This is a genomic window from Kitasatospora sp. NPDC051853, assembly GCF_044452665.1.
Classification (GTDB): Bacteria; Actinomycetota; Actinomycetes; order Streptomycetales; family Streptomycetaceae; genus Kitasatospora.
Genome location: NZ_JBITBY010000022.1, coordinates 5,619 through 29,438, shown reverse-complemented (window position 1 = coordinate 29,438; position 23,820 = coordinate 5,619). Strand labels below are relative to the sequence as shown.

Sequence of the window (23,820 nt, the reverse complement as noted above, 5' to 3'; positions counted from 1 at the left end):
CCATGACCGACAACCTGCCCCGCCTCGCCGCCGCCCCCGACCTCAGCCTGGTCACCGTCGACGGCATCATCACCGAGTTCACCGGCCGCTACCCCCGCCAACTCGTCCTCACCGACGACAGCGGCAGCATCGACATCACCGTCCCGGCCGGAGCCCTCGGCAGCAGCACCGTCTGCGAAGCCGGCTACCTCGTCGGCACCTTCGCCGTCATCTCCGGCCGCCGCGAGAACAGCGGCCACGTCCTGGCCGCCGTCGTCCAGCTCGCCGCCCGCGAAGCCGCCCGCGACCTCCTGATCCCGGCTACCGTCGCCGGACTCTCCGACCAGGTCGTCCAGCTGCTCGCCGCCACCACCGGCACCCCCGCCTCCAGGGCCGCCCTGCCGCCCAGCCCCCGCACCACCGACTGACCAGCCACTCCCCGCTGCCGCCCGGGCCCGAGCCCGGGCGGCAGCACCTCCCCGCCCCGCACCCCGCTCGGAAGGAACCCCGCCCGTGCTCGCACTCCCGCCCTTCGACCCCGGCACCCTGATCGTCCTCGTCGGCGGCTCCGGCTCCGGCAAGACCACCCTCGCCACCCGCCTGTGGCCCACCAGCTGGTGCCTGTCCCTGGACGACTACCGCGAGATGGCCACCGACTCGGCCGCCGACCAGTCCGCCACCCCCGTCGCCGACCAGATCCAGACCCTGCTCCTGGACGCCCGCCTCTCCCGCAACCTCACCACCGTGGCCGACTCCACCGCCCTGTACCCCCACGTCAGGGCCGCCCTGCTCGCCCGCGCCCGCTACTGGCAGCGCCCCTGCGCCGCCGTGCTGCTCGACGTCCCCCTCGAGATCCGGCGCAGCCGAAACAGCGCGAGGAGCCGGGTCGTGCCCGACCACGTCCTGGCCGACCAGCAGCACCACGTCCCCACCGCCGACCAGCTCGCCGCCGAGGGATTCGCCCGGGTCGACACCGTCCCCGCCACCCCCGCCCTGATCCCGGCTCAGGCCGGCCGCTGACCCGCCCCGCCCCACCGCCATCGAGAGGAAGGACAGCACGATGACCACCACCACAAAGTTCAGTGCCCCGATCGAGGCCCTGCTGGAGCCCCTGACCACCGACGCCTACACCGGACAGCTCTCCCACGACGACGCCCTCACCGTCCTGCTGGCGATCCTGGACCAGCTGCGCGGCACCGGCCGCCAGCGCACCAGCGTCCGCGCCCTCCACCGCATCACCCACACCCGCATCCCCCAGGCCAAGGTGATCGGCGGCCACGACCGCATCCTCCAGCTGCTCGGTCAGGCCGAGGAGCTCGGCGAGATCCGCATGACCGGACAGCAGGTGATCCTCGGCGACGCCCCGCAGGGCCCCGGCACCGGCAGCGGCCTCGGCCACGTCTGGGCCCGCTACACCAACCAGCGCGGTGCGGTGGTCGAGATCGTCGGCGCCAAGCCGTGGCCGGCCACCGAGTTCCAGCCCGCCATCCTGCGCCGGGAGGACATCACCGCCTGGTGGTGGTGCACCGGCTGCCGCGACGGCCACCCCTACAGCGGCGAGCACATCGACAACAGCCGCAAGGCCGCCGCCGCGCACGCCGCCGCCTGCACCGCCCAGCCCGCGCTGCCCGACCCGGCCGCCGGCTGATGCCCGTACCCGGACCCGGCCGCGGTGGCCACCACCCGCTGATCCAGCAGAGCACCGCCACCCGCCCCGGGCAGTGGTGGGCCAACTGCTGCGGCGGCATCATCACCCGCCTCCCGCTCAGCGACGACGCCTGGTGCCGCACCCGCGAAGACGCCGAAGCCCTCGCCGCCTGGCCCGAGCAGCTCGCCCTGTTCGCCTGACCCACCCACTGAGGACCCCGACCCCATGACCGCCAACGACTGCGCCGACACCATCGAACGCCGCCGCGCCGCCCACCGCCTCGACGCCGAACAGCTCGCGGCCGACGCCCGCCGCTACGCCGACCGCCTCGCCGACGGCCAGCCCGACCTGCACGACGCCGACCGGCTGGCCGACCTCGGCGCCCGCGTCGCCCGCCAGGCCCACCACCTCGACGGCATGCGCGAGATCGCCCGCATCCTCACCTGACCCTCGGAAGGAACCTCGTGACCACCACCGACCAGCCCGGCCCCGCCTACCGGGCCGACCTGACCGACCTCGAGCCGCTCGCCGCCCGCTGGGCCGCCCGGCGCGACGGCCGCCCCCTGCCGCCCCTGGACCAGGACACCCGGCAGGCCCTCATCCGCCTCTACACCGAGGCCGCCGCCCGTGGCGCCGCCCTCAACCCCCAGGCGGCCCAGCTCGCCCAGGTCGAGGCCGACAAGCTCCGCGCCCACCACAACTGACCGCCCAACAGAACACCCGGGAGGACCCGTTGACCGTCGTACCGCTCGACCCCAACTCCACCGCAAGCCAGGCCGTCGGCGTCGACTTCGACCTCACACTCGCCGATCACAGCGCCGGATGGATGGAGGGCCGGATCTACGGAGAGCCAATCCCCGGCGCCCTCGAGGCCGTCCGCGGCCTGCTTGCCGTTCGCGCCGTCTTCGTGGTCACCGCACGCCACCGCCGGCACCACCAGGGCGTCGCCGACTGGCTCACTCGGTACGGCTTCGACGTGATCGTCGACACCGACCCCGACCGGAGCCATTGGACCGAGCGTGGCCAGCTGCTCGTCACCAACAAGAAGCTGGGTGGGGCCTGCTACATCGACGACCGGGCCGTGCACTTCACCGGCGACTGGACCGAGGCCCTCGCTGAGGCCCACTACCGCCTCGGCCTCCGGCCCGACCCCGCCCACTCGTAGCTCGCCCCGCCCGCCACCCGGCCCGGTCCGGCCCGCACTCGCGAGGCCGGGCCGGACCCGTTCCCCACGAAGGAGACCCCCGCCAGTGATTACCAGCCAGCCCGCAGACCGCACCGAGCAGAACCTCAACGAGGCCCTCGCGCACGTCGTCCAGGAGATCGCAAGGACGGACAACAAAAGCGGGTTGGTCCTCAGCCTGACCGGAATCCTCTCGGCCTCCCTGGCGATCCTCGCCCAGGCCAAGAGCTCCAGCCTCCTGGTCCTGACTCCCGCAGCCGGCCTGCTCGCCACCGCTACCCTGCTCGCGCTGCTCGTCATCCGGCCGCACATGGGCGCCGACGACCGCAGCTCCTTCGCCTACTGGGCCACCCGCACCACCGACCAACTGCTCACCGACCTCGCCCCGGACCGCCGTCCGGACCGCCTGCGCATCCTGTCCGGCATCTGCCACCGCAAGATGCGCCTGCTGCGCCTGGCCACCAGCCTCACCATCGCCGCGTTGGTTGCACTCGCCGCAGCCGCACTTGTCACTGCGGCCTGACCGGATTCCAGCAGTACAGAAGGCCCGCATCCTCTGAGGGGTGCGGGCCTTCGTGCGTTCGAGTCACCCACGGGACGTTCGTCTCCCAGCTCGGTTGTCTGCCAGGTCTCCGACCAGTGCTTGATCGAGCGTTGCGTGCCGACTCGAGCCACTTAGTGCACATGACATTGCGTCATGTCGGTTTGCGACCTCGGCATTTGATTGAGGGGTCAACATCAGAGCCTTGCGATACGAACCACCCAACAACTAGAACACTCGTTGCGCCACGAACAACCACCTCCGAGTGCACTGCCCCACCGCCACGGGCCCTGGCGTTGTCGCGTGCTCTCGACCAACGGTCATCAAGGAGCTCAACTTGCGCCGCAAACTCGCTCTCCTGCTCGCTGCCGCAACGACCGCCACCACCCTCTTATCCGCGCCGGCCGCGCTCGCGGCCGACGCGGGCGACGCGACCGAAGACGGGGTCTACTGCAAGTACGAGGAGTGGTACGACAACATCAGCAACCAGGGCAAGGTGATGGCCGCGGTCGGACCCAGCCAGGCGAACTACAACGGCACGTCGCGCGACGCGACGTCCACCTTCGCGGCCCAGGTCAGCGGCACCGTCTCCGCTACCTTCAGCAGCAGCCTCACCGGCGAGATCAACGGCCTCGTGACGAAGGCCAGCGCGACGGTCGGAGTCCAGCTCCAGACCTCGATGACCGCCTCGCTGGGCAATTCCACCACCGTCACCGCCGGTCCCGGGCAGACTGCGCATGCCACCTACGGCGTCTGGCGCTTGCAGACCTACGGCACCTTCCACATCGTGCGGCAGGACTGCACCAGCAGCACGGCGGGCATGACGTTGTGGAGCCCCTGGTACGTCGGCTGGAACACCTGGGTCAGCTGACCCTACCGCCATGAGAGACAAGCCGGCCGCCGGCTGCAGCAGGCGGCCGGCACCCAGCACAGGGACGGATCACAGTTGACCATCAAAGCAGTTCGACCACGCCACGCGCTTTCGGCACTCGCTGTTCTCGGCATTCTCGCCGCCGGGTGCACGTCCACCAGCGGTTCCACCGCGCCTCCCGCCACGAGCCCGCCGACGGCCTCCCCAGCCGCCACTTCGGCCCCCTCTTCGTCGCCGTCGCCATCGGCCAGTGTGTCCATTCCCGCCCTGCCGCCGCCCGAGGCCGGGACCACCACACTGGCGTCCGTCCCGCTCCGCTCCGGTGGCACCAGCGTCGCGTCGATCTCCGCGAAGACGGGCGACCTGCTCGTCACGATCCTGTGCACCGGCGGGACGCTGACCCTGCGGATGGACCCCGTCTCCACCACGACGATCCCCTGCGCCGCAGACGCCGTCACACCCACCAGGAACAACTTCCACCTCGGCTCGCCCAAGGACATCAACGTCAGCGTCGACGCCCCTGAGACCGTCCGTTGGAACATGAGGATCGAGCAGTGACCGCAAACGCCCCCCGCAACTGACATGAGGGAACCGAGTGCCGCCCCAACGGTTGGCCGATCGCCGTCTGCCAACCGCTGCTTGCCGCAGCCGCGCTGGCCACTGAGGTGGCCTGAACAACCGCAGCAACGACGAAGGCCCGCACCCTCAACTGAGGGTGCGGGCCTTCGTGCGTTTCGAGGGTTAGTCGGCCTGACTGCTCGCCAGAATCCGGTTCTCCAGTGCCTCCGCGAGCTGGTACGCCTCCTCAGTGGAGAGTATGGCGACGATCGCGTCCGCGAAGGCGTTCACGTCATGCCAGTTCACGGCGGGCACCGACTCGTCAGCCTCCGCCGAAGCAGCGTGGCTCGGGGTGAGCTCCTCACGCTGCTCAGGAACACTGCCCACCGTCGGCGCCGTGGCGGTACCAGCGGTGCTCGAACCTGAGGTGTCGCTGCTGTTCACAGACGAGCCCAGCGAATTTACCGCGGTAAATTCCGCCGCTGTACCAGCCGCTGCCGCAGGTGCACCCGACGGTGCGGCAGAGCCGACCGCGCCGCCCGCCCCCGAATTTACCGCGGTAAATTCGGCAGTCCCGGTCCCGGGAGCGGGCTGCTGCCGGGGCCGCTTCGCCTCGGCCTTCCGCGCCGTATCAGCCGCTGCCAGCACAGCCAACTGCTCGAGCTGACCCTCGGCCGACAGGTCCGCGATGGCCGTCACCGCGGCGAGGCGCCGGGCATCGCGGATCGAGATGCCCTCCTTGCCACCCGTCCGAGCGTGCAGACGGACCAGGTCCTGTACCTCAGGGGCCAGGCGCAGCAGGGACTTGCGCTGGGAGATCCACGAGGTGGTCCAGCCCTGTGCCTCGGCCGCGTCCTTCGCGGTCGGGTACTCGGCCACGATCAACATGACGGACTTCGCCTCTTCAATGGGGTCGAAGTCCTTCCGGCCTTCGTTCTCATCGTGGGCGACGCGCAGGAGCACGGGACGGGAGACGGCGATGGCGTCATCGACGACGACCATCAGGTCGGAGCGCCCGTAGAGGTGTGCGGCGGCGAGGCGCCGGTTACCCGCGACGATCACGATGCTGTCGGGGTCGGCGCCGAGCTGGTCCCGGTCTTCAGGCCACAACCGGAGGTAGGCCTCGGCGGTGACGGCGGAGCAGCTGGAGATCTGCCGTTCGGCGATGCTGGCGAGATCGCTCAGGTCGCCGAGGTCATCACGCGGGTTGCGCGGGTTCGGCAGGCACCGCTCCAGCGGTACCCAGGCAGCGGGCCCGGGATCGACCGGCGTAGCGGCCTGGTCGATGCCGGGCTCTTCGACGACCTCGTCGTCGACCATGTCGAGGAAACTGACGCGCTTGCCCATCAGCGGCCACCTCCGTAGCCGAGCTCGAGGGCCAGGCGGAAGAAGTCCTCGCGGGCCCGGAAGGCCGTGCCGGACTCCTTGTACTGGGTGACGACGGTTCCTTCGGCCACCGCACGGGAGTGGATCTTGTAGCGGCGGAGGACCGTCTTCGCGCAGTTCCACCCCTTCGCGCTAATGAACGCCTGGGTGTCCTCGAGATCGGCCTTTCCGTCCCGCGGGTCCCAGTTGTTGATCACGACGGTGTAGTCGATGCCCATCGGCTTGATCAGGTGCTCGATGGTGCGCGCGGTGGGGTCGAAGCAGAGCGGCTCGGTGATTATCGGCACCAGCACGTCGTCGGAGATCTCCAGGACCTTCTGCAGGATCTCCTCGTCGGCGAGCGTGCCGGGGGTGTCGATGAAGATGTGCTGGTACTGCTCGGACTGGCCGAGGACGTCGTGGGTGACGGCCGCGAGGTTCACCGTGCCGGTGGTCTTGCCGACGCCACCCTTCTGGTTGGCGACGGCGTGGATCTTCGCGCCGGTGTCCTTCAAGCGGTACAGCTGGTCGGCCTTGTCGTGGGCAGCCATGAAGTCGAAGGGGAGGTTGTCCCCGACGCGTTGGGCCCACACAACGGCGGACCCCTGAGGGTCCGTGGATACGACAAGCACAGATGGCTTCATGGGTTCTGATCTTCCGTAGGCTTCCCGAGCAGCAGCTCGGTACTCGGACATCCGCGGCCTCAAGCCGGAGGCACAGCGAGGCGGACCGCGTAAGCATTTCAGAAGATCAACAATCTTCGAAATGCGACCCGCCGGAGATCGCGCACCTGACCGCCCGTCAGAATTTACCGCGGTAAATCTGCCACCGCTGTATCTCGCTGACGCCCCACCAGCGCCCGAACACCAACACCGCCAAGGCCGTGCCAGCCAGCGCCTCGTACGCCCACAACCGGGGCCGCTCCCGCTCGGCCTCCGCGTGCCGAGCATGAAGCACGCGCCGAGTTGACCGATGGCAACCTCGCGCGCCCGCAGCCACGACTTCGAGTGAAGCACCCGCGTGGGAGCACCCGCCGTACCTGCAGGGCAGTAATCCTCCAGGCATGCCTCGCAGAATCGGCCCGTTGCAGCAGGACATCCTCAAGATCCTGGATCGTGCCCAAGGCCCCGAACCGTACCCCGTGGTGATGCGCTGGCAGGCCCTCGGGAACAAGCTCTTCCGGACTGACCTCTGGAACATCCAGCGGGCTACCTCGACGCTGAGTCTGACGGAGGAGGTCGACTTCCCTGATTCGTACTCCGCGAACTCCTTCGGGGTCAGGCGCGTAGCGTCCGAGGCCCAGCACTGGTTGTGGGAGGCCTTGGTCCTCGAAGTTCCCCGGTTGAGATACTCCCCGACAGTGAAGGGGTACAGCCCACCTGCGAAGTCGGAGGTCAGAGCGGTCTTCGAAGGCGGCATCGGTGACCCCAAGAGATGGGGCTTGTCGGCCACGGACCTGGTAGACCTCACTCGGATCGTCAACACCTACTGCGGAAGCTCATACGATCCGGCCGAGATTGCCTGGCGTCGCGCTGAAGCGCAGAGGAAGCGTGAACGGTGGCTCTGCAACATCCACTGGCTGCGGCTCAGTCGGATGCTGGCGAACCTGCAGACGCGACGAGAGCAAGCAGTCGTGGACGCGCGATCGGTGACCCTCGGACCGTTCAGCATCGATCCTCAGGCGCTCCCGAGTCGCTGCCCCTGCTGCCAGCAACCTCTCGCGCAGCTTCCCCCGTCGGTTCTTCCCGCCGCGCGATCCAGCGGAGCGGACGAAGTGCTGGAGGCCCCTGTCCGGAGATGACGTGGTGGTACGCAGGACACTCTGCGCCAGACCGTCGCGAAGCACTTGCCGGGTGCGGGAGACTGGAGCCGGACCCGCTCGCACCACGAACCTCGGAGGCACGGTGAGCGCCGCACCCCTGCACGGCCACCACGACGGCACCCAGCCAATCCCCCGCACCCAGGACGCCGTCGCCGCCGCCCTCCCCCCGGCCCAGCGCATGGAGTTCTACCGGGAGATGGGCGAGGCCACCGACGAGGAGATCGGCGGCGTGCTGCGCCGCTGGTGGCTGCGCGCGGAGCTCTACCGCGATCCGGAGGGCGACCGGATCCACGCCGCCGTCCAGGCCGGCACCGCGCCGGGTGTCCCCGCGTCCGAAGTGCTTCGTCGGTTGGGAGAGCGGTGAGCGACTTCGGGTTCGACGGGCCCGAGTACTACGAGGACGACCCGATCACCCTCTCCCCCACGGCGGAGGAGCTGCTCGGTGATCTGAAGACCCCGCCGGAGGTGTTCTCCGCGACGGTGGCCTTCCTGGTGGACCTGCGGGAAAACCCGTTCCCGCACCTGAGCATGCCGGTACCGGGCCGGCCAGGGATGCACTCGGCGCCGCTGCGCCACGACCTGGGCCTGGTGGAGTACGCGGTGAACGAGGCCACCGACCCACCCGCGATCTACATCTCCCGGATCCTGCGGGCGGATTGACCAGCCGTCGGCTGACAGGGCCTCAGCACACGAGGGGCAGGTACGAATTTCGTACCTGCCCCTTTCCCGTTGGTTGTTCAGCGCCCGGTGGCGGTGAGGTGGTCGCGGCGTGCTTGGACGAGGTGGTGCCAGCGGGCGCGGACCTGGGCTTCGGGGTCGAGCCAGCGGGTGTCGGTGGCGATGAACGGGTCCTGGCCGGCCATGAAGTGGGCGATGTCGAGGTAGTGCTGGTGGTGCCCGTCAGCGGTGATCCGCGCGAGCCGGGCAAGCGCGTCGGCGTGGCCCGGCTGGTCGCCGTCGACGGCGTGGTGGAAGGCGAAGGCGAGCTCGACGGCGGCCCGGGACGCGGCGATCCCCGCGTTGCCGGTGTCGGCGCGCAGTTGGAGCGCGGGGCGCTCGAAGACTCCGGTGCCGGCGTCGCGCAGCAGGCGGGCGGTGGCGACGGTGAAGGTGGTGGCGGTGAGGGTGAGGCCGGTGAGCAGGTGGGTGGCGAGGTCGATCTCGTCGTCCGCGACTGCGGGGTCGGTGAAGGCGAGTACGTAGGCGCGCTGGGCCTGGCTGGTGGCGCGCTCGCCGGCGACGGCGTGCTGCTCAGCTTCGGTGCGGGCGGCGAGGTAGTGGTCGGCGGCCCGGGTGAGGTGGGCGTGAGGCCAGTAGATGTCGCCGAGGACACGCTGTTCGCGGCCTTTCCAGCCGAGGCCTTGGGCGGCGGCGTGGGCGGCGGGGAAGTCGCCGGCTAGGCGGGCGAGGTGCGCGAGGCCGCGGCGGGCGGCGGGGGCGCGGCGCCCGCCGCGTTCGGCGACCTGCTGCATCCCGGTGCGGGAGGCGGCGTGCTGGCCGAGGTCGCGCTCCGCTTTGGCGCGGTAGTAGATGGCAAGGTCCTCGAGGTCTTCGGGGAGCAGGCCGCTGGTGGCGACGGCGGCCAGGCGTGTGATGGTGCGGGAGCGGTGCTCGTGCTGGCGGCGGGCGAGCGCGGCGAGGAGTTCGGTTAGGGCATCAGCAGCGGTCACCAGCGCCGTGCCGGTGCCGGCCGGGCGGTTGGGGCCGGCGGCGGTGTCCGCCTGGCCACCAGCAGCACCGATGGGGGAGGGGCGGTCCGAGGCGGCGGGAGTGACCGGCTCCCAGACCGAGTCATCGACGTAGACCCAGGCGGCGTCGGTGAGCCAGCCCAGCGGCAGGTCGAAGTCCCGCGACAGCACGAGGCCTTGGCGCAGGCAGGCGACAAGCAGGCGGCGCCCGCCCGCCGGCGATCCGGCCCACTGGTCACCGAGCGCCTCGAGGGCGCGAGCTGCGGCGGCGCGCCAGTCGGCCAGGGACCAGCGGTCGTCGGAGTGGTCATCGGCCCGGCGCAGGGTGGTGCGGATCAGCGCGTGCAGGTGCAGCGGCCAGATCGCGAAGTCGTCGCGTTGGACGAAGGCCCGCTCGGCCAGGCGCTGGGCGGCGGCCTGGTGGGTGAGGCCGGCCGTCCGGGTGGCCAGGTCCAGGTCGAAGGCGGCCAGCAGGGACACCGCCCGCAGGACGTGGCGCTCGTCGCCGGTGAGGTCTTGGAGGGTGCGGGCGATGAGGGCGGGGAAGTCGTAGTCGACGTCGGCCGCCGTGACGGTGCGGTTGCCGCGGCGCAGGTCGAGGAAGCGGGCGGCGGCCAGGTCGAGGTAGAGGGGAAGGCCGTGGGAGCGGGCGGCGATCACTTGCCGAAGGTCGTCGCCGATCAGGGGCCGGCCGTCCTGGGTGAGGCGGCGGGCGAGGTAGTCGTCGGCGTCCTCGGGGGAGAAGTCCCCGATCAGCACCTGCCGGTAGACCGCGCCGCCACCGGCGGCCCGCTCGTTCCCGTGCTGAGCGGCTTCGTCGTCGGGCTGGCGGGCGCCGGGCAGCGCCGGCGGCTCCGCCAGCCCTGGCCAGGCGGTGGGCCCGGTGAAGTCGAGCTGCCCGGCCAACCCGCTCTCGGCCCACTGCAGCCGGTTGCGGCCGGTCACCACGAACAGCGCGTTCGGCATCAGCCACACCAGCCGCTGGATCAGGCGCTCCAGCTCCCGGTGGGTACGGTCACCGGTGTCCTCGAAGGTGTCCAGCAGCACCACCGGCACGACCTGCTTGTGCGCGGGCAGCCGCTGGAGCTCCCAGGCGAGCAGGTGCGGGTAGTAGGACAACGCGTCGATCGTCGGCTCCGCCTCCAGCAGATCCGCCAGCCGCGCACAGCCAGCCAGGGCCTTCACCTGCTGCCGGCGCTCGCGCAGCGCACCCACCAACGCCCCGGTCAGCTGTCCGACCGCGGTGCCGACCATCCCGGGCAGCAGCAGCGCCTGGGCGACCTCGCCGAGCGCGGACTGCATCTGCTGCGGCAGCGCCTTCCCGAACTTCGCCGCGAGCCCGGCCCGCTGGAGGTAATCCTCCAGCGGTTCCCCGGGGTGGGTGTGCTCCCAGTAGCGGCGCAGCGCGATGTCGAAGGCTGGCAGCGGACGCCCGACAGCGCCTGCGAGGGCCAGGCGCAGGGTCAGCACGATCCGCTCGAAGTCGGTGCCGGCCGAGCGGGCCAGGTCGATCCGCACCGGCAGCAGCGGCACCTCGGGCAGGCCGGCCAGCGGCGGCCACTGCTCCGGCCGCCCGGCGTCCCCGGTCAGGGAGGCCTCGATCTTTCGGGACAGGGTCGTCTTGCCGATCCCGCCGACGCCGTGGAACACCAGCACGTTGTCGCGCGGCGCCTCCAGGTCCTCGACGTCGAAGGCCGGCCCGGTCACGTGCCGCAGATGTGCGGCGAGCGCCGAGCCGACGGCCCGCCACTGCGCCTGCCGGTTGGTGAACGCCTCCGCCGCCGCGATGCTGCGGTCGTTGCTGCCGAACAGCGCGCGCAGGTCCTGGCCGGCCATGTCGCTTCCCCCGTTGTCGCCCACCCTGATCACCCCGTACGCCGGAGCGTGGAGGTCACCAACTTACGCTCCGGCCGCGTGCCCTGACGTCCTCTCGGCCACGGCGGCCGCGGCAGGCGGGCGGGGCCGGGTTGGCGCGGCACGGGGCGCGGCGGAGAATGCAAACCTCCATCCACGTTTGCAAGGGGCCCGCAGTGCACGACGACGATCCTCGCCGGGACGATCGGGGGGATGCGACTGCCGACGGCGCCAGGCTGGAGCGGGCGGTGGACGCGGTGGAGGCCGTGATCGCCTGGTGCCATCAGCAGACAGGCCTTGAGCGACGCCGGGAATCCCCGGACGCCGGCAGGCTGGCGCAGCTGGCGGCGGTACGGGCGGCGGCCAAGCAGGTGCAGCGGGAGCTCGGCGGCATGAGCGTGGAGCGCCTGGCGGAGGTCGAGCAGCGCTACGCGGATCTGCTCGCGGAGCTGTCCGGCCCTTGACCGCCGGCCCGGCGCGGGAGCGGCAGGCTGGTCGCCGGGCCGGCAGCGGTGAGCTGAGCGGGCCTCAGGTGAGGGGGCATCAGCGGCGCGGCGAGCGCGGCGATCTGAGCCAGGTCGTGGCGGTACTGGGGAAGCCGGGCGGCCAGGTACCGGTGGCGCTCGGCGAAGAGCCGGGCTTCGGTGTCGGTGTAAGGGCGGGTGGTCTCCAGCAGGTGGGCGAGCGCGGCCCGGCCGGTCTTCTCCCACCGGCCGTCCGGGCCGCGCTGGTTGCGGTAGATCACCTCGTGGCCTCGCTTCACGACCAGCACGGAGTCCACCTCGGTGCCCGTGTCGACGGCGGCTAGCACCTGCTGGACGGCGGCCAGGCACCGGTCGTGCCCGGAGGCGGTGGTGAACCGGGCCGGGACGCCCTTGGTGTGCATCGCGGCGTAGCGCAGCGCGGTGCCCTGGCGGCTGTCGGCCGCGCGGACGGCCATCGCGACGACCTCGATCCGGTGCCCGGCCCGCCGGAAGCCGGCCACCTCCTTCGCGAAGGAGGCCGCGCTGCCGGGCGCGATCTCGATCAGGACGCTGCCGCGCCGCTCGCGCACGTAACCGAAGGCCTGCCGCTGCCACGCCTGGTAGTCCTCGCGGATCAGCTCGCCCGCCGTCCGCGGGTGGGTGCTCATCAGCTCGAAGTAGTCGGGGTGGGCGCTCTTGAAGTTGTCGCCGCTCAGGTGAGTGGGCCGGCTGCCGCCATGGTGGCCGTGCAGGATCGTGTGCGCGATCCGGGTCTTGCCCGCGCCGGGCTGACCTAGCACGAAGATCGCGACGGGCCGCTCGCTGGGCACGATGTCGTCCAGGAGCAGCGGGACGATGTCCTCCTCGAAGATCTGCCGGTGCTCGGCGGCCGAGAGGCGGTGGTGGGCGGTGCCGGGCGGGGTGCGCAGCGGCTGGGTGGTGCGGCGCACCGGTTCGGCCAGGGCGAGGGCGCGGGCGGTATCCCGGACCGCGGCGAGGCGATGGTCGTCGGCCACCCGCTGGTCGGCCAGCGCCCGGTCGACCGCCACCCGGCGCACTTCGAACGCGCGGGACTCCTTCGCGGTCCACGGGCGGCCGTGCTCGCGGGCCACCACCGCCGACGCCGCAGCCGGCAGCTCCCAGGCCCCGCCGGGGGTGCGGGTGTTGGTGTAGAGGACATCGCCGCCGAGCCGCACCACGCTGACCCGTTCGGCCAGGCACTCGTCCTCGACGACAGCCAGTGTGGCCACCAGCTGCTCGAGGCACCGGTCGTGGTTGTCCCAGCCGACGTAGCGGCCAGCGCCGTCGGTGTGGACCTGGGCGATGTAGCGCTCGGCGATGCCGAGTTGGCTCCACGCCGGGGCGGTGGCCACCACCATCACCTCGATCCGGTAGCCGGCTGCCCGGGCGGCGGCCACCTGGGCGCGGACCTCGTCAGGGTCGGCGAGCGCGGTCTCCACCACCATGTCGAACCGCCCCGCCCGGACCCGCTCCTCCACCGCCGCCGCCCAGGCCCTCACGTCGGAGCGCACCAGGCGCCCGGCGGTACGCGGATCGGCCGCCACCAAGCTCTGGTAGGCGGGGTGAAAGGGCTTGTAGAGGTCGCTGGCCACCCGCACGGCGCCGCCCCGCGCGCCGAGGCCGGTGTGCACGAAGTCGGCCGTCGACGTCTTACCCGCCGCGGGCTGCCCGGCGACCAGCACCATCACCGGACGGTTCTGCGGCACCGCCGCGTGCAGCGCGGAGGGCAGGATCCGCTCGTCCAGAATCCGCTGCCACCGGGCCGCGGCCAGGGGGGCCTCGGCCAAGTCCACATCCACCCGACCGCTCCCAGCGTTGCCGGACCAACAAGGAACATGAAGAACTTCACAGGAAGACGCTTCGATGTTGCCCTAGGATAGCGTCAGACCAGCCCCCGCACCGCCAACCCCTTGGAGCAGCCGTGAGAGGCCCCGACGACCAGGTCCTCTACGTCAACGCCAAGTCCGCCCTCGACGCTGACACCGCGGAGGAGTTCGCCGAGCGCATCCTCGGCGACTGGCTCCCCAGCCAGCCCAACAGCACCCGCTTCACCCGCTTCGACCCCGACAAGATCGACTACGTCGTCGGCTGCGCCAAGGGCAAGGTCCTGGCCGTGTTCGAGGTGAAGAGCCACCACGGCGCCGACGGCACCAGGCCCGGCTACGAGCTGATCGACGACCCGGCCCGGCCTGGCCGTCGCCGTGTCCGCTTCCACGGTGACATCTCCGATCGCTTCGCCCACCTCGCCGGCACGGCAGCGCCCCGCACCTGGGCCAAGGGAGACGCCACCCCGGTCAAGACTGGCTCCGTCATCGAGCTGGAAGGCGGCGACGCCAACATCACCGTCGCTCCCGGTGGCGGCTGGCACGGGGACTTCAATCGGCCGGCCCGCCGGACGGTCCTGGGCCAAGCCGTCGTCACGGCTGACGACCGTGGCAACATCACCGTCGAAGTCCCCGCGGGCATCAACGTCACTGTGGTGACCCGCCCGGCAGGCGGTCCCGAGAACTCGCCAGTCTGAAGCACCCGCAGCTGCGCGGTCCACTCGGGGGGCGGGACGAGAACCATGGTGGATCTGCACCTGCCATCCAAGGCAAGCCATCGATCCATCTCGATGCAGCGTTCATTACATCCAGCATGTAATGAACGCTGCGCAGCTATGTAAGTATTGATGCATGGACCGGGCTGAACAGATGGTAATCATCGGTGGGATCGCCGCCGACCAATGGGGCCTGATCACCACCAAGCAAGCCGCCGCCCACGGCGTGAGTGGAGTGCGGCTCATGCGCCTGACCGAAGCCGGACTGCTCGAACGCGTCAGCCGCAGCGTCTACCTCGTCCCCGCCGCCGGCTACCCCACCCACCTCGAGATCAAGGCGGCCTGGCTGCGCCTGGCCCCGGAGAAGCCGGCCTGGCAACGCGAAGCCGCGGACCCGGACTCGGGCGTGATCTCCCACACCTCCGCGTGCTTGCTCCACGAACTCGGCGACATCCCCGCCGGACAGGTGGAGATCACCGTCCCGCGTCGCCGGGTCACCCGCGAACCCGACGTGCGCCTGCCGGTCGCCCACCTCGCCCCTGCCGACATCACCCTGGTCGACGGACTCCCGGTCACCACACCCGAACGCACCATCGTGGACCTGCTGCGCGCACACACCGACGCCGGCCACGTCGGCGGGGTCATCGCGGACGCCGATCACCGCGGCCTCATCACCGTGGACACCCTGGCCGACCGCGTCCAGCCCTTCACCCGGCCGTACGGACTGGCCGCCACAGCAGACGGAAGCCTCCTGATCGACCACCTCGTCGCCCAAGCCGGCACCCAGCTGCGCGGAGACGACGTCAAGCAGGTTGCGGCAGCCGCCTACGCCCACGGGGCCGCCGACACGGTTCGCCGCCTGACCCTGCCCGCCGTCATCGAGCCGATCCCCCTTCCCCCAGCGCTGCGCGAGCTGGACAAGATCATGACCGACCGCCAGGCCGACCTCGCTCGGATGCTCACCGAGGCGATGGACACTGCCTTCGCGCGCATGACCGCCCCGTACGCCGGGGAACTGAACGCGGCGATCGAGCGCATGGGTGAGCAACTGCGCGCCAACGTGGAGGCCATGACCACCCCGCTCGCCGAGCGGCTGCGGGCCACCCTGCTCGCCAACGTCACGACCCCGAACCAGATCCTCGACACTGCCCTGCGCGCCGCCCAAGAACGGCCAGGGATGGAGACGGCCGACCCGCAGACCCCGCCGCCACCCGCGCTGCCGCCAGCAGCAGCGGACGCGCCCGAGCACGAGGAAGCGGGTGAAGCGGACGACCGGCCGAACTGACGGCCACTCAACCGTCCTACGTCCCAAGCCCGGTGATCCCACCGAAGCTCTAAGCTCCTACGGAGGAACTACCGACGGAGCAGCGCGTGGGCAAGACGTACGACACCCCTCAGGCCTTCCGGGCAGCCCTGAACCAGGCGGCCCGGAAGGCGGCGAAGGAGCACAGCCTCAACATCGCGGAGCTGATGTCGGTCTTCTACTTCAGCCGCCTCGCCGCCCGCGTCTTCACCGTCGACCCCAACGGCTGGCTCATCAAGGGCGGCCAGGCCCTCCTGGTCCGCTACGAAGGATCCGCCCGGCTCAGCCGCGACCTCGACCTCCAGGCGGCATCCCCAGGCCTCTCGGTTGATGAGGCCGTCGCGGCGCTCGTCAAGGCGGCAGGCCACCAGCTCGACGACCACCTGCGCTTCGCCCCCCGACCCGCGAAACTCCACGGCGACCCGACCAAAGGCGCGGAACTCCCCTTGGACGTCTACCTGGGAACCGCCAAGGTCCACTCGGTGAAGGTCGACATCGTCGTCGGCCGCACCACCACCGGTACTCCCGAACCGCGCATCCTCGCGCCCCTCGTCGCACTGGAATGGCCGGTCGAGTGGCCCCAGGCGATGCTCTACCCCGTCGTTGACCACGTCGTCGACAAGATCTGCGCCATGTACGAGCAGTACGCCACCGGCGTCTCCAGCCGACACCGTGACCTCGCAGACCTGCTCCTGCTCGCCCAGAACGAGACTCTCGACGGTCTCACCACCCACAGTGCCCTGCGCCGCGAGGCCACCCGCAGGACCGCCCGGGGATCGACGGTCGCCCTCCCCACCATGTTCGCACTGCCGGACGAGGACGACTGGATCAAGGGCTACCCGACAGCGGCTGCGCTCGTCATCGGCCTCAAGGGCTGCCAGGACATCCCCAGCGCCACGCCCTACGCCGAGGCCTTCCTCAACCCGCTGCTCGCCGAGACGGCGCCGCAAGGGACTTGGGACCCGCAAACCGGCACCTGGGCCTGACGCTCAACAACGCTCCGCACCGCCACGCTTGCGGAACCGGAGGAGCAGGCCGGGTCGGAGGAGGGCCGCGCCTACCGCGAGCTGGTTGGCGGCCAGCTGGACGGCCTGCTCCTGGACGTCACCGGCCGGAGACCGGAGCAACTGGTCGGTGAAGGCACCGGGCGTGGCCCTGCCCCCCCGGCCGGGGCTACGGTGACCGCATGCCCGACCTGCGCCGCCCGCTCGTCCCGCTCCTGCCCGCCGACGAGATCCCCGACCCTGGCAACCCGTACCTGCCGGCCGTCCGGCGGGTCGCCGAGGCCGAGCTCGCCACGGCGAAGGAGCCGCGGCCGGACCTGCTCGCGGTCTACGTCCGCGCGACCGGCCGGTGGCGCCCGACCGTGCTGACCGGCTGGCGGCAGCTGGCCAGCGGCGAGTGGATGGCCCGGGTGCAGTCCGGCCTCGACCGTGAGCCGGTGTGGGTCCACGTCGACCTCCACACCCTGGTCCCCGCCCCGGTCGCCGACGCACTGCCCACGATCTCCCCCGGCACCAGCTCGGCCGAGTGGCCCGGGCCGCCGCCCGGGCCCTCCCGGACCGCCACAGCCGAGGGACGGTAGAGGGACGAGCGTCCAGGCCCCCGTGCACGACCAGGACGACGTCCTCGTGCGACCCGGCCCGCCGGTTGGGCCAGCCGGTGCCACCAGGACGGCACCCGGCGGGCCGGGCGCCGATCCGTCGGCGGCACCGTCTACGATCCCGGGGTGTCCGACACGATCACCCCCACCACCAGCACCGATACCACCGAGACCCCCGACGAGGCCGAGGCCCCCGAGCCGGCCGCCGAGGTGCCGCTGCACCCCGACTTCACCATGCCCGTCTACGACCAGAGCCTCGGATCCTGGGCCGCCCTCGACAAGTGGGACGCCGACCTCCGCGCCCAGGCCTACGCCGCCTACCCGGACCCCGAGCAGTGGCTCGAAAGGGCCTGCTACCCCGGCCCAGTGCCCACCGTCCCGCTCGCCGAGCACGACGGCAGCCTCATGCCCGAGCACATCGCCGCCCACCGCAGGGCGCTGTCCCGCCGGGCCTGGAACATCTGGCCACCCGAGAAGCGCGCGTGATGCCGACCCCCACCCCGGGCCCGGCCGCCGACTCTACCGCGCCCGCCCTCGGCGCGGCCGGGGTGCCGGCCGTGGCGGTGCGGGTGTCCGCGCTGATCCTCCAGGGCCGCGAGCTCTGCTTGATCCGCCGCCACAAGCCCGGCTGCGGCGAGCAGTTCTCCGTCCCCGGCGGCCCGGTCCACGCGGGCGAGACCACAACCCAGGCGCTCGCCCGCGAGCTCCTAGAGGAACTCGCCCTGGACGTCGCCCACCTCCCCGAACCCCCGCGGCTGCGCCACGTCCAGGACCAGCTCACCACCCGGCCCGGCCGCGACGGCCTCTTCCACCGTCTCCACCTGCTCCACGTCGTCCGCGTCCCGCTGACCGTCCGTCAGAGCATCGCGGCGGCCGAGCTGGACGCCGACGACGTCGCCGAGGTGGTCTGGGTGGACGTGCTGCGCGCGGCCGGCCTCCACCTCTACCCGGCGGTCGGGCCGGCCCTGGCCGTCCTCAACAACCCGGCCGCCGACGCGGTGCTGCTGGAGCCGATGACGGACGACTCGTACGGCTGGCGGTGACCGGCCTGAGCGGCCTGGTGCGGTGATCAGCCCGTGGCCGTTCCCGGTCCGGTCCGGGAACGGCTCACAGTCTGGTCCGGCCCGGAGCACGGGCCGGAGACGGCCTCTGCGGCGCCCCACCGCGTGCCCAGAGCGCTTCGACGTCACCGCCGGGTGATGGGGTGAGACGCCCGCCTCACCCCATCCGGTGCTCACCGGACCTCACCCCGTGCAGCGGACTCCGCGAGCGCCGGAGCAGCCGCCTGAGGGAGAGGGGTCGGGTCGGCCTTCTTCCGACGCCTCTCCAGGCGGTCCTGGCGTCGGCGGGTGCGCCTGAGCTCGCGGTCCCGGCGGCGGCGCACCGTGTGGGCGCGGCGGTCCTGCCACCAGGCCAGGCGGTCCTTGGAGTCCTGGGGGATCAGCGTCTGCAGCGCGAAGAAGACCAGCACCAGCGCCAAGGCGATGATGATGACCGTCCACGGGGCGCCGGCCAGGGCCCCCAGCACGGGGGTCAGCACGGTGGCTCCCAGCCCGGTACGTGGCATCAGACCCCACCGTCCTCGACAGCCCCGAAGCCGCCCAGGTAGCCAGCCGGAACGTCCAAGCGGCCCGAGCGCACCAGGGCGGAGGCCGTCACCCGCAGACGTCGAAGCTGCGCCGCGACGGCGGCCGCGCTCTTGCCGCCCAGCCGCTCGCCGATCTCCTTGTGGGTGAGGTCCTCGGTGAAGATCAGCCCGCAGATGCCCTTCTGCGTCAGTGTGGCCTCCTCGAGCACCTGTCGCAGGACGTCCCGCAGAACCACCGCGTCCAGACCGTCCACGCCGCGCCCAAGCGGGATGAGCGACGCCGCGATCGCCTCCTCGCGGAGCCGGGTGTTGCGCCAGCGCCTCATGACGTTGGGCAGCTCGAAGGACAGCAGACTCCCCATGAAGTAGGTCCGCAGGCCGGCCTTCTTCCCCGGGTCCCAGCTGCGCAGGCCGTACTCGCCGTTGAACCACGAGGCGTCCGCGCCGATCACCGTGTCCAGCGACAGCTGGTCCCGCAGATCGCGGTTGCGGCGCAGCATCTCCACCTCGGTGTGCCACAGCCCAGCCCGCGGGCAGCGCTCACCGATCACCCCGCTGCGCATCATGCCCGCCAGGGCGTTGACCGCGTAGGTCCACAGCTGCTCGCGCATCAGCTCGTACCTCGGCCCGGCGAAGCCGTCGGCCCGGACGGCCAGGTACAGCTCCGCGTCCTCGTGGAAGCTCGCGGGGTCGATCTCGATGCCCCTCGACTCCATGATCATCTCTGTCATTTTCGGCAACAGCCACTCTCGCACTTGAAGGTTCTAGTCGGGGACTTCTATGTCGGGAAATCGCCCGGACCCTACAAAGTGCTCAAGATCTTTTCGCTGGAAGGCCAAGCAGTGCCCTGACCTGCGGAAACGGACGATCATCCGCCAGCGGCTCACGATCGGCGAGCCACGTGCCGGTGACGGCGCCGAGCCGCTCCGGCGACCGCCAGGCGGACCGGCCGCCGGACGGCACCGGCACCACCGCCGTTCCCGGTGCAGCGGCCCGCCGCTCCCGAACGCCTCGCCGTCGCTCGATACCGTCCCACCCCGCCGTGCCCATCTCCAGCGCCACCAGGAGGTCGCGCTGCTCCAGGTCGAGCTCGCCGAACGCGCCACGCTGCGCCCGCACCCACCGACCCAGGCTCTCGCCCTCGAACTCGGTCTCCACGTCCAGCGCGGCCCAGTCCACCCGGCCGTCCGACTCCAGCCACCACGACCTGGCGGTGGCGTACGAGCGCTGCCAGGCGATCGGCCAGCGCGGCGCCCACCACGGATCGATCGCCTCCAGCTGCGCCCAGCGCTCCGGATCGAGCGCGCCCGCCTCGACCTCCGCCGCCTCGGCAGGGTCCGGGGCCGGGGCGGTCCCCGTTGAACCAGGCGACTGGCCGGCCGGCGGTCTCGCGGTCCGTTGCCCGCGGCGTACGAGGCGGCTTCGTCATTCGGGCCGGCCTCCATCCGCGCGGGGCCGGGTCGGTCGGAGCAGCGTTCGATCCAACTGGGTTGGGGCGTAGTGCATCTGACGGTGCATCTGTGACTGGGATCACACGAGTGTGCCTGACACGTGGGCGGGGTCCGGGGGTCTACCCGGTGCACAAGGGTGGAGCGGCGCAGCACTGGGGCGCCGAACCGCCTTGGGTTCCCTTGTTCTTCGGGCCGAGCACCACCGGCCCTGCCCCCGAGAGGATCTTCATGGACGACACGACGGGCGCTGCCACCGGTGACCCCCCACGGGAGGGGAGCACCGGCCCGGCGAAGCCGTTGGGACGGGAGCTGAGCCCGGACGAGCTGTGGGTGTACGCCCGCAAGGCGATGCCCGGCCTGCGCGCGAAGGGCTGGTCGCTGGACTGGATCGAGGACGGGACCGTGGAGGTCACGGCCACGATGCTCCAAAAGTCCAACGAAGGCACCCTCCCTCCGATGACCAACCCCGGCGCCTACCTGTACCAGGCGATCTCGAACTGGTTGGTCAAGCACTGGCACAAGATCGGCAAGCGTGAGGTGCTGGTCGCCGGAGACTCCGAGGAGTGGGACCGGTGGGCGCGGGCCGCGGCCGAGTTCGACGACGAGGACGAGGACGCGTCCGACGGCCCCACCCTCGGTGATCTCGTCCGGGTGTGCGAGAAGTACCTGACGCCTCGCCAGTTCGAGACGCTCTACCTCACCCAAGTCGTCGGGATGACCACCGCGGAAGCCGCCGCCGCGATGGACATCACGCCCGACGGGGTCCGCTCCAACCTCTCCAAGGCCAGGCAGCGACTCAAGCACAACGAAGATCAGCTGCGCGGTGAGCTGGACCTGTAGCAACCCGGGCCCGGTCTAGCTGGCACGGTGCGCGCGAGCGCACCGTGCCTCCGGGTCGGGGTCTTGGAGGGCTCCGATGTCCGCTCGAGAAGCGAACTGCACTCACCGTCTCTCCCAGAGGAGCGAAGCGAATGAACGACCAGACGGGCCGTGGCCCCGCGACCGAAGGACCACCGCCTCCCGCGGTGCCCGACATCCTCGAGGCGCTCGGACAGGCCATGAACCGTGCCTTCGACGGGGCCGCCACGCGCACCGCCAACAACCCCCGCAACCAGCGCCTGCTCGCCCGCCTGCGCGCGAGCCTCCCGCCCGGGAACCTCACCGGCGAGCCCACCTTGGCCAAGCCGGCCACCAACCACAGGTAAGGAACAGCACATGAGCACCGACCGACCCACACAGACCAGGCGGGCCAAACAGATCGTCGCCGCGGGCATCGAGGTCGCCAAGTCCATGCTGGCGGCCACCTTCTGCCACATCGCCGCCCGACTCGTCAACGCCGTGGCCGTGCTGCTCGGCGCCCTGCACCTGGCCGCCTTCGCCGACCGGGCCAAGACCGCGTTCCGTCCCTTCGAGGCAGGGTTCCGCCCGTCCCAGGCCGACTTGCTGACACGTCTGCAGCTCAGGCGGGTCTAGCACCTAGGGTCCGCTGCCCCGCTCGCGGGGCAGCGGACCCCGGCACCGCCCAGCACCAACCACACCAGCGAAACCAACCGGAGAAGCCATGACCGAGCACAACGCACTCACCCCGTTCAACCCCGCCGACGACGCACCGCGCCACCTGCGCATCCGCGTACCGCGGCTCGCCGCCATCCCCGGTGGCACCGCAGTCGTCGGCGCCGCCACCACCGCCGGCGCCCTCAGCCGCCAGCAGTTCCCCCTCGACGACCGCTACATCTGGCCGCTGGTCGTCCTGATCATCGCCGTCCTCGCCTACGACCTCGGCCTGCGCGCCCTGCGCCGCCGCAACGCCTGACCCCGCGCGAGGTGACCACCGGAACGGCATCCCCCACGACTTCGGCGCCCACGGCGCCGCCAACACACGATGCCGACCAGCCGTACCCGCCCCCGAAGGCCGTCACCGACAAGGTGACGGCCTTCTTGCGTTCCCCGACCGGCACCACGCCGGACACGCTCTCGGCGATCTGCCAGCACTCCACCCTCGACTCGGTGCTCAGCTTCATCTCGGTGGGCAGCTCGGAGATGGGCTTGGCGATCGGCTTCATCTCGGTGGGCGGCTCGGAGATGGGCTTGGCGATCGGCTTCGCCTCGGTGGGCAGCTCGTCGATGAGCTACCAGTCCAAGCCGATGCGCTAGGAGGAGCTCACGCTTCCGCCGCCGCCCACTCCACGCCGCGCCCGGCGAGCTGTGCGAGCTGATCCGTCGTCAGCCCCGCCCTGCGGCTCTTGATGTTGTTGAGCCAGGTGCCCAGCGCGAACAACGTCACCTCGCGAGGCACCTTCGCGTGCTGGTGCTCGGCGACGACGCGGCCAGCGCCGCGAGGCCGGCCGCGAACCGGTCACCGCGGCTCCTGCCCGGCCGGGCCGCCACCTTCGCCCGGACAGCGGCCAGCTCTTGGTCCTCCTCGACGCCGAGCGCGCTCAGCAGGTCCTGCTGCTCCTGGTCGAGCCCGGCGAACCTGGCCCACTGCGCCTGCACCCACCGCCCGAGCGCCTCGCCCTCGAACTCGGCCGCTAGCGGCACCGTGGCCCGGTCCACCCGGACCTCGGACTCCAGCCACCACGACCTGGCGGTGGCGTAGGAGCGCTGCCAGGTGATCGGCCAGCGCGGCGCCCACCACGGGTCGATCGCCTCCAACTGCTCCCGCCGCTCCGGATCGAGCTCGCCCGCCTCGCCCTCCGCCCCCCCGGGACCTTGGCCGCAGCCCGCAGAGCAGCCAGGCCCCGATGGCGTACCCGCCGACCAGGGCCCGCGTCGGTGCCACACCCCTGGCCCGAGCCGGCAATCCCCCCAGCGGACGGACCCGGGATGTTCGGTGTTACTCGTCCGGCTTGGCGAGTGCCTCGTTGGCTTTTTCCTCGTTGCCGGACTGCCGGTAGGCGTCCGCCGCGGCCTCCCGTACCGCCCGTACCTCGCCCGCAGGGCGTCCGGCGGCGAGCAAGGTGTCGGCGAGTTCGTGGGAGGCCTCGCCGACTAGGTGCAGGTCGTCCAACCCGTGGAACAGGGCGACGGCGCGCTCGCCAGCCTCCACTGCTCGCCCGAACTCCCCAAGGCTCCGTGCGGCCGTCCCGAGGTTGTTCCACGCCATGGCCTCGCCGTGCCGATCGTCGAGGTCCTGGTGGATGTTGAGGGCGTTCTGGTGGGCGGTGAGGGCTTCGTCGAAGCGCTTCAGGTCGCGCAGCGTGTTGCCGAGGTTGTTCCACGCGTCCGCTTCGCCGTGGCGGTTGCCGAGGTCCTGGTGGATGTTGAGGGCGTTCTGGTGGGCGGTGAGGGCTTCGTCGAAGCGCTTCAGGTCGCGCAGCGTGTTGCCGAGGTTGTTCCACG

At 71.4% G+C, this 23,820-nt stretch carries 35 protein-coding genes; 25 read left to right on the top strand and 10 right to left on the bottom strand.

Annotated elements, in window-relative coordinates; all coding sequences use genetic code 11:
* Positions 1–2 precede the first annotated feature (2 nt).
* From ACIA8O_RS38800 to ACIA8O_RS38755, 10 genes are all read left to right on the top strand, one after another.
* Entirely contained in the window at positions 3–407 is a 405-nt protein-coding gene (locus tag ACIA8O_RS38800) for a hypothetical protein (protein WP_396298794.1), read from the top strand.
* Between the two features lie 85 nt (positions 408–492).
* A complete protein-coding gene (locus ACIA8O_RS38795) occupies positions 493–999 on the top strand; it encodes an AAA family ATPase (RefSeq protein WP_396298793.1) in 507 nt (168 codons plus the stop codon).
* A gap of 40 nt (positions 1,000–1,039) precedes the next feature.
* Complete coding sequence (locus ACIA8O_RS38790; RefSeq protein WP_396298792.1) at positions 1,040–1,627, top strand: hypothetical protein; 588 nt, start codon at positions 1,040–1,042, stop codon at positions 1,625–1,627.
* Entirely contained in the window at positions 1,627–1,827 is a 201-nt protein-coding gene (locus ACIA8O_RS38785; RefSeq protein WP_396298791.1) for a hypothetical protein, read from the top strand. Before ACIA8O_RS38790 ends, ACIA8O_RS38785 begins: the two co-directional genes overlap by 1 nt.
* Positions 1,828–1,852: 25 nt before the next feature.
* A complete protein-coding gene (locus ACIA8O_RS38780) occupies positions 1,853–2,074 on the top strand; it encodes a hypothetical protein (protein ID WP_396298790.1) in 222 nt (73 codons plus the stop codon).
* A gap of 17 nt (positions 2,075–2,091) precedes the next feature.
* Complete coding sequence (locus ACIA8O_RS38775) at positions 2,092–2,331, top strand: hypothetical protein (RefSeq protein ID WP_396298789.1); 240 nt, start codon at positions 2,092–2,094, stop codon at positions 2,329–2,331.
* Between the two features lie 29 nt (positions 2,332–2,360).
* Positions 2,361–2,792, top strand: coding sequence for a hypothetical protein (locus ACIA8O_RS38770; RefSeq protein WP_396298788.1), 432 nt, complete (start codon positions 2,361–2,363; stop codon positions 2,790–2,792).
* 85 nt (positions 2,793–2,877) lie between these two features.
* Positions 2,878–3,333, top strand: a complete 456-nt coding sequence (locus tag ACIA8O_RS38765) for a Pycsar system effector family protein (RefSeq protein ID WP_396298787.1) — start codon at positions 2,878–2,880, stop codon at positions 3,331–3,333.
* Positions 3,334–3,688: 355 nt separating this feature from the next.
* The gene (locus tag ACIA8O_RS38760) at positions 3,689–4,222 is read left to right on the top strand and encodes a hypothetical protein (protein WP_396298786.1); all 534 of its coding nucleotides are present in this window, start codon (positions 3,689–3,691) and stop codon (positions 4,220–4,222) included.
* Positions 4,223–4,474: 252 nt separating this feature from the next.
* Positions 4,475–4,780: a hypothetical protein gene (locus ACIA8O_RS38755; protein ID WP_396298785.1), complete on the top strand. Its 306-nt coding sequence runs from the start codon at positions 4,475–4,477 to the stop codon at positions 4,778–4,780.
* Positions 4,781–4,963: 183 nt separating this feature from the next.
* Here ACIA8O_RS38755 and ACIA8O_RS38750 read toward each other — a convergent pair whose 3' ends face one another.
* Both ACIA8O_RS38750 and ACIA8O_RS38745 read right to left on the bottom strand, forming a co-directional pair.
* Positions 4,964–6,127: a ParB/RepB/Spo0J family partition protein gene (locus ACIA8O_RS38750; protein ID WP_396298784.1), complete on the bottom strand. Its 1,164-nt coding sequence runs from the start codon at positions 6,125–6,127 to the stop codon at positions 4,964–4,966.
* Positions 6,127–6,696: a ParA family protein gene (locus tag ACIA8O_RS38745; protein ID WP_396298783.1), complete on the bottom strand. Its 570-nt coding sequence runs from the start codon at positions 6,694–6,696 to the stop codon at positions 6,127–6,129. The genes ACIA8O_RS38750 and ACIA8O_RS38745 overlap by 1 nt, the downstream gene beginning before the upstream one ends.
* A gap of 533 nt (positions 6,697–7,229) precedes the next feature.
* Here ACIA8O_RS38745 and ACIA8O_RS38740 point away from each other — a divergent pair.
* The 3 genes from ACIA8O_RS38740 (at position 7,230) to ACIA8O_RS38730 (ending at position 8,627) form a co-directional block, all read left to right on the top strand.
* Positions 7,230–7,946 carry a hypothetical protein gene (locus ACIA8O_RS38740; protein WP_396298782.1) on the top strand — a complete coding sequence of 239 codons (717 nt, stop codon included), beginning with the start codon at positions 7,230–7,232 and terminating at the stop codon, positions 7,944–7,946.
* A 103-nt stretch (positions 7,947–8,049) separates the two neighbouring features.
* Positions 8,050–8,331: a hypothetical protein gene (locus ACIA8O_RS38735; protein ID WP_396298781.1), complete on the top strand. Its 282-nt coding sequence runs from the start codon at positions 8,050–8,052 to the stop codon at positions 8,329–8,331.
* The gene (locus tag ACIA8O_RS38730) at positions 8,328–8,627 is read left to right on the top strand and encodes a hypothetical protein (RefSeq protein ID WP_396298780.1); all 300 of its coding nucleotides are present in this window, start codon (positions 8,328–8,330) and stop codon (positions 8,625–8,627) included. Before ACIA8O_RS38735 ends, ACIA8O_RS38730 begins: the two co-directional genes overlap by 4 nt.
* Before the next feature lie 77 nt (positions 8,628–8,704).
* Here the strand turns inward: ACIA8O_RS38730 and ACIA8O_RS38725 are convergent, their stop codons facing one another.
* Positions 8,705–11,491, bottom strand: a complete 2,787-nt coding sequence (locus ACIA8O_RS38725; protein ID WP_396298779.1) for an ATP/GTP-binding protein — start codon at positions 11,489–11,491, stop codon at positions 8,705–8,707.
* 194 nt (positions 11,492–11,685) lie between these two features.
* Here ACIA8O_RS38725 and ACIA8O_RS38720 point away from each other — a divergent pair, with 194 nt between their 5' ends.
* Complete coding sequence (locus ACIA8O_RS38720) at positions 11,686–11,973, top strand: hypothetical protein (RefSeq protein ID WP_396298778.1); 288 nt, start codon at positions 11,686–11,688, stop codon at positions 11,971–11,973.
* On the opposite strand, the gene ACIA8O_RS38715 is transcribed toward ACIA8O_RS38720, so the two are convergent.
* Positions 11,937–13,781, bottom strand: coding sequence for a zeta toxin family protein (locus ACIA8O_RS38715; RefSeq protein WP_396298777.1), 1,845 nt, complete (start codon positions 13,779–13,781; stop codon positions 11,937–11,939). The genes ACIA8O_RS38720 and ACIA8O_RS38715 overlap by 37 nt on opposite strands.
* Positions 13,782–13,915: 134 nt before the next feature.
* Between ACIA8O_RS38715 and ACIA8O_RS38710 the strand changes: the two genes are divergently transcribed.
* The 6 genes from ACIA8O_RS38710 (at position 13,916) to ACIA8O_RS38685 (ending at position 18,482) form a co-directional block, all read left to right on the top strand.
* Positions 13,916–14,515 carry a hypothetical protein gene (locus ACIA8O_RS38710; RefSeq protein ID WP_396298776.1) on the top strand — a complete coding sequence of 200 codons (600 nt, stop codon included), beginning with the start codon at positions 13,916–13,918 and terminating at the stop codon, positions 14,513–14,515.
* A 154-nt stretch (positions 14,516–14,669) separates the two neighbouring features.
* Entirely contained in the window at positions 14,670–15,818 is a 1,149-nt protein-coding gene (locus tag ACIA8O_RS38705; protein WP_396298775.1) for a type IV toxin-antitoxin system AbiEi family antitoxin domain-containing protein, read from the top strand.
* A gap of 86 nt (positions 15,819–15,904) precedes the next feature.
* Positions 15,905–16,822, top strand: a complete 918-nt coding sequence (locus ACIA8O_RS38700) for a nucleotidyl transferase AbiEii/AbiGii toxin family protein (RefSeq protein ID WP_396298774.1) — start codon at positions 15,905–15,907, stop codon at positions 16,820–16,822.
* Between the two features lie 200 nt (positions 16,823–17,022).
* A complete protein-coding gene (locus tag ACIA8O_RS38695) occupies positions 17,023–17,421 on the top strand; it encodes a hypothetical protein (protein WP_396298773.1) in 399 nt (132 codons plus the stop codon).
* A gap of 144 nt (positions 17,422–17,565) precedes the next feature.
* Positions 17,566–17,925, top strand: a complete 360-nt coding sequence (locus ACIA8O_RS38690; RefSeq protein ID WP_396298772.1) for a hypothetical protein — start codon at positions 17,566–17,568, stop codon at positions 17,923–17,925.
* Positions 17,925–18,482: an NUDIX domain-containing protein gene (locus ACIA8O_RS38685; protein ID WP_396298771.1), complete on the top strand. Its 558-nt coding sequence runs from the start codon at positions 17,925–17,927 to the stop codon at positions 18,480–18,482. The genes ACIA8O_RS38690 and ACIA8O_RS38685 overlap by 1 nt, the downstream gene beginning before the upstream one ends.
* 191 nt (positions 18,483–18,673) lie before the next feature.
* Here the strand turns inward: ACIA8O_RS38685 and ACIA8O_RS38680 are convergent, their stop codons facing one another.
* From ACIA8O_RS38680 to ACIA8O_RS38670, 3 genes are all read right to left on the bottom strand, one after another.
* Entirely contained in the window at positions 18,674–19,006 is a 333-nt protein-coding gene (locus ACIA8O_RS38680; RefSeq protein ID WP_396298770.1) for a hypothetical protein, read from the bottom strand.
* The gene (locus ACIA8O_RS38675; protein WP_396298769.1) at positions 19,006–19,749 is read right to left on the bottom strand and encodes a hypothetical protein; all 744 of its coding nucleotides are present in this window, start codon (positions 19,747–19,749) and stop codon (positions 19,006–19,008) included. Before ACIA8O_RS38675 ends, ACIA8O_RS38680 begins: the two co-directional genes overlap by 1 nt.
* 91 nt (positions 19,750–19,840) lie before the next feature.
* Positions 19,841–20,206: a hypothetical protein gene (locus ACIA8O_RS38670; protein ID WP_396298768.1), complete on the bottom strand. Its 366-nt coding sequence runs from the start codon at positions 20,204–20,206 to the stop codon at positions 19,841–19,843.
* Between the two features lie 500 nt (positions 20,207–20,706).
* Here ACIA8O_RS38670 and ACIA8O_RS38665 point away from each other — a divergent pair, with 500 nt between their 5' ends.
* The 5 genes from ACIA8O_RS38665 to ACIA8O_RS38645 all read left to right on the top strand — a co-directional run bounded on the left by ACIA8O_RS38665 (position 20,707) and on the right by ACIA8O_RS38645 (position 22,632).
* The gene (locus ACIA8O_RS38665; RefSeq protein ID WP_396298767.1) at positions 20,707–21,318 is read left to right on the top strand and encodes an RNA polymerase sigma factor; all 612 of its coding nucleotides are present in this window, start codon (positions 20,707–20,709) and stop codon (positions 21,316–21,318) included.
* Positions 21,319–21,449: 131 nt separating this feature from the next.
* Positions 21,450–21,683, top strand: a complete 234-nt coding sequence (locus ACIA8O_RS38660) for a hypothetical protein (protein ID WP_396298766.1) — start codon at positions 21,450–21,452, stop codon at positions 21,681–21,683.
* 10 nt (positions 21,684–21,693) lie between these two features.
* Positions 21,694–21,951, top strand: coding sequence for a hypothetical protein (locus ACIA8O_RS38655; RefSeq protein WP_396298765.1), 258 nt, complete (start codon positions 21,694–21,696; stop codon positions 21,949–21,951).
* Positions 21,952–22,039: 88 nt separating this feature from the next.
* A complete protein-coding gene (locus tag ACIA8O_RS38650; RefSeq protein ID WP_396298764.1) occupies positions 22,040–22,291 on the top strand; it encodes a hypothetical protein in 252 nt (83 codons plus the stop codon).
* Positions 22,292–22,416: 125 nt separating this feature from the next.
* The gene (locus ACIA8O_RS38645) at positions 22,417–22,632 is read left to right on the top strand and encodes a hypothetical protein (RefSeq protein ID WP_396298763.1); all 216 of its coding nucleotides are present in this window, start codon (positions 22,417–22,419) and stop codon (positions 22,630–22,632) included.
* A gap of 7 nt (positions 22,633–22,639) precedes the next feature.
* Here ACIA8O_RS38645 and ACIA8O_RS38640 read toward each other — a convergent pair whose 3' ends face one another.
* The 3 genes from ACIA8O_RS38640 to ACIA8O_RS38630 form a co-directional block, all read right to left on the bottom strand.
* On the bottom strand, positions 22,640–22,762 hold the full coding sequence (locus ACIA8O_RS38640) for a hypothetical protein (RefSeq protein WP_396298762.1): 123 nt from the start codon (positions 22,760–22,762) through the stop codon (positions 22,640–22,642).
* Positions 22,759–23,133: a helicase associated domain-containing protein gene (locus tag ACIA8O_RS38635; protein WP_396298761.1), complete on the bottom strand. Its 375-nt coding sequence runs from the start codon at positions 23,131–23,133 to the stop codon at positions 22,759–22,761. The genes ACIA8O_RS38640 and ACIA8O_RS38635 overlap by 4 nt, the downstream gene beginning before the upstream one ends.
* A 181-nt stretch (positions 23,134–23,314) precedes the next feature.
* The coding region (locus ACIA8O_RS38630) for a tetratricopeptide repeat protein (protein WP_396298760.1) at positions 23,315–23,820 on the bottom strand (506 nt) is incomplete at its 5' end.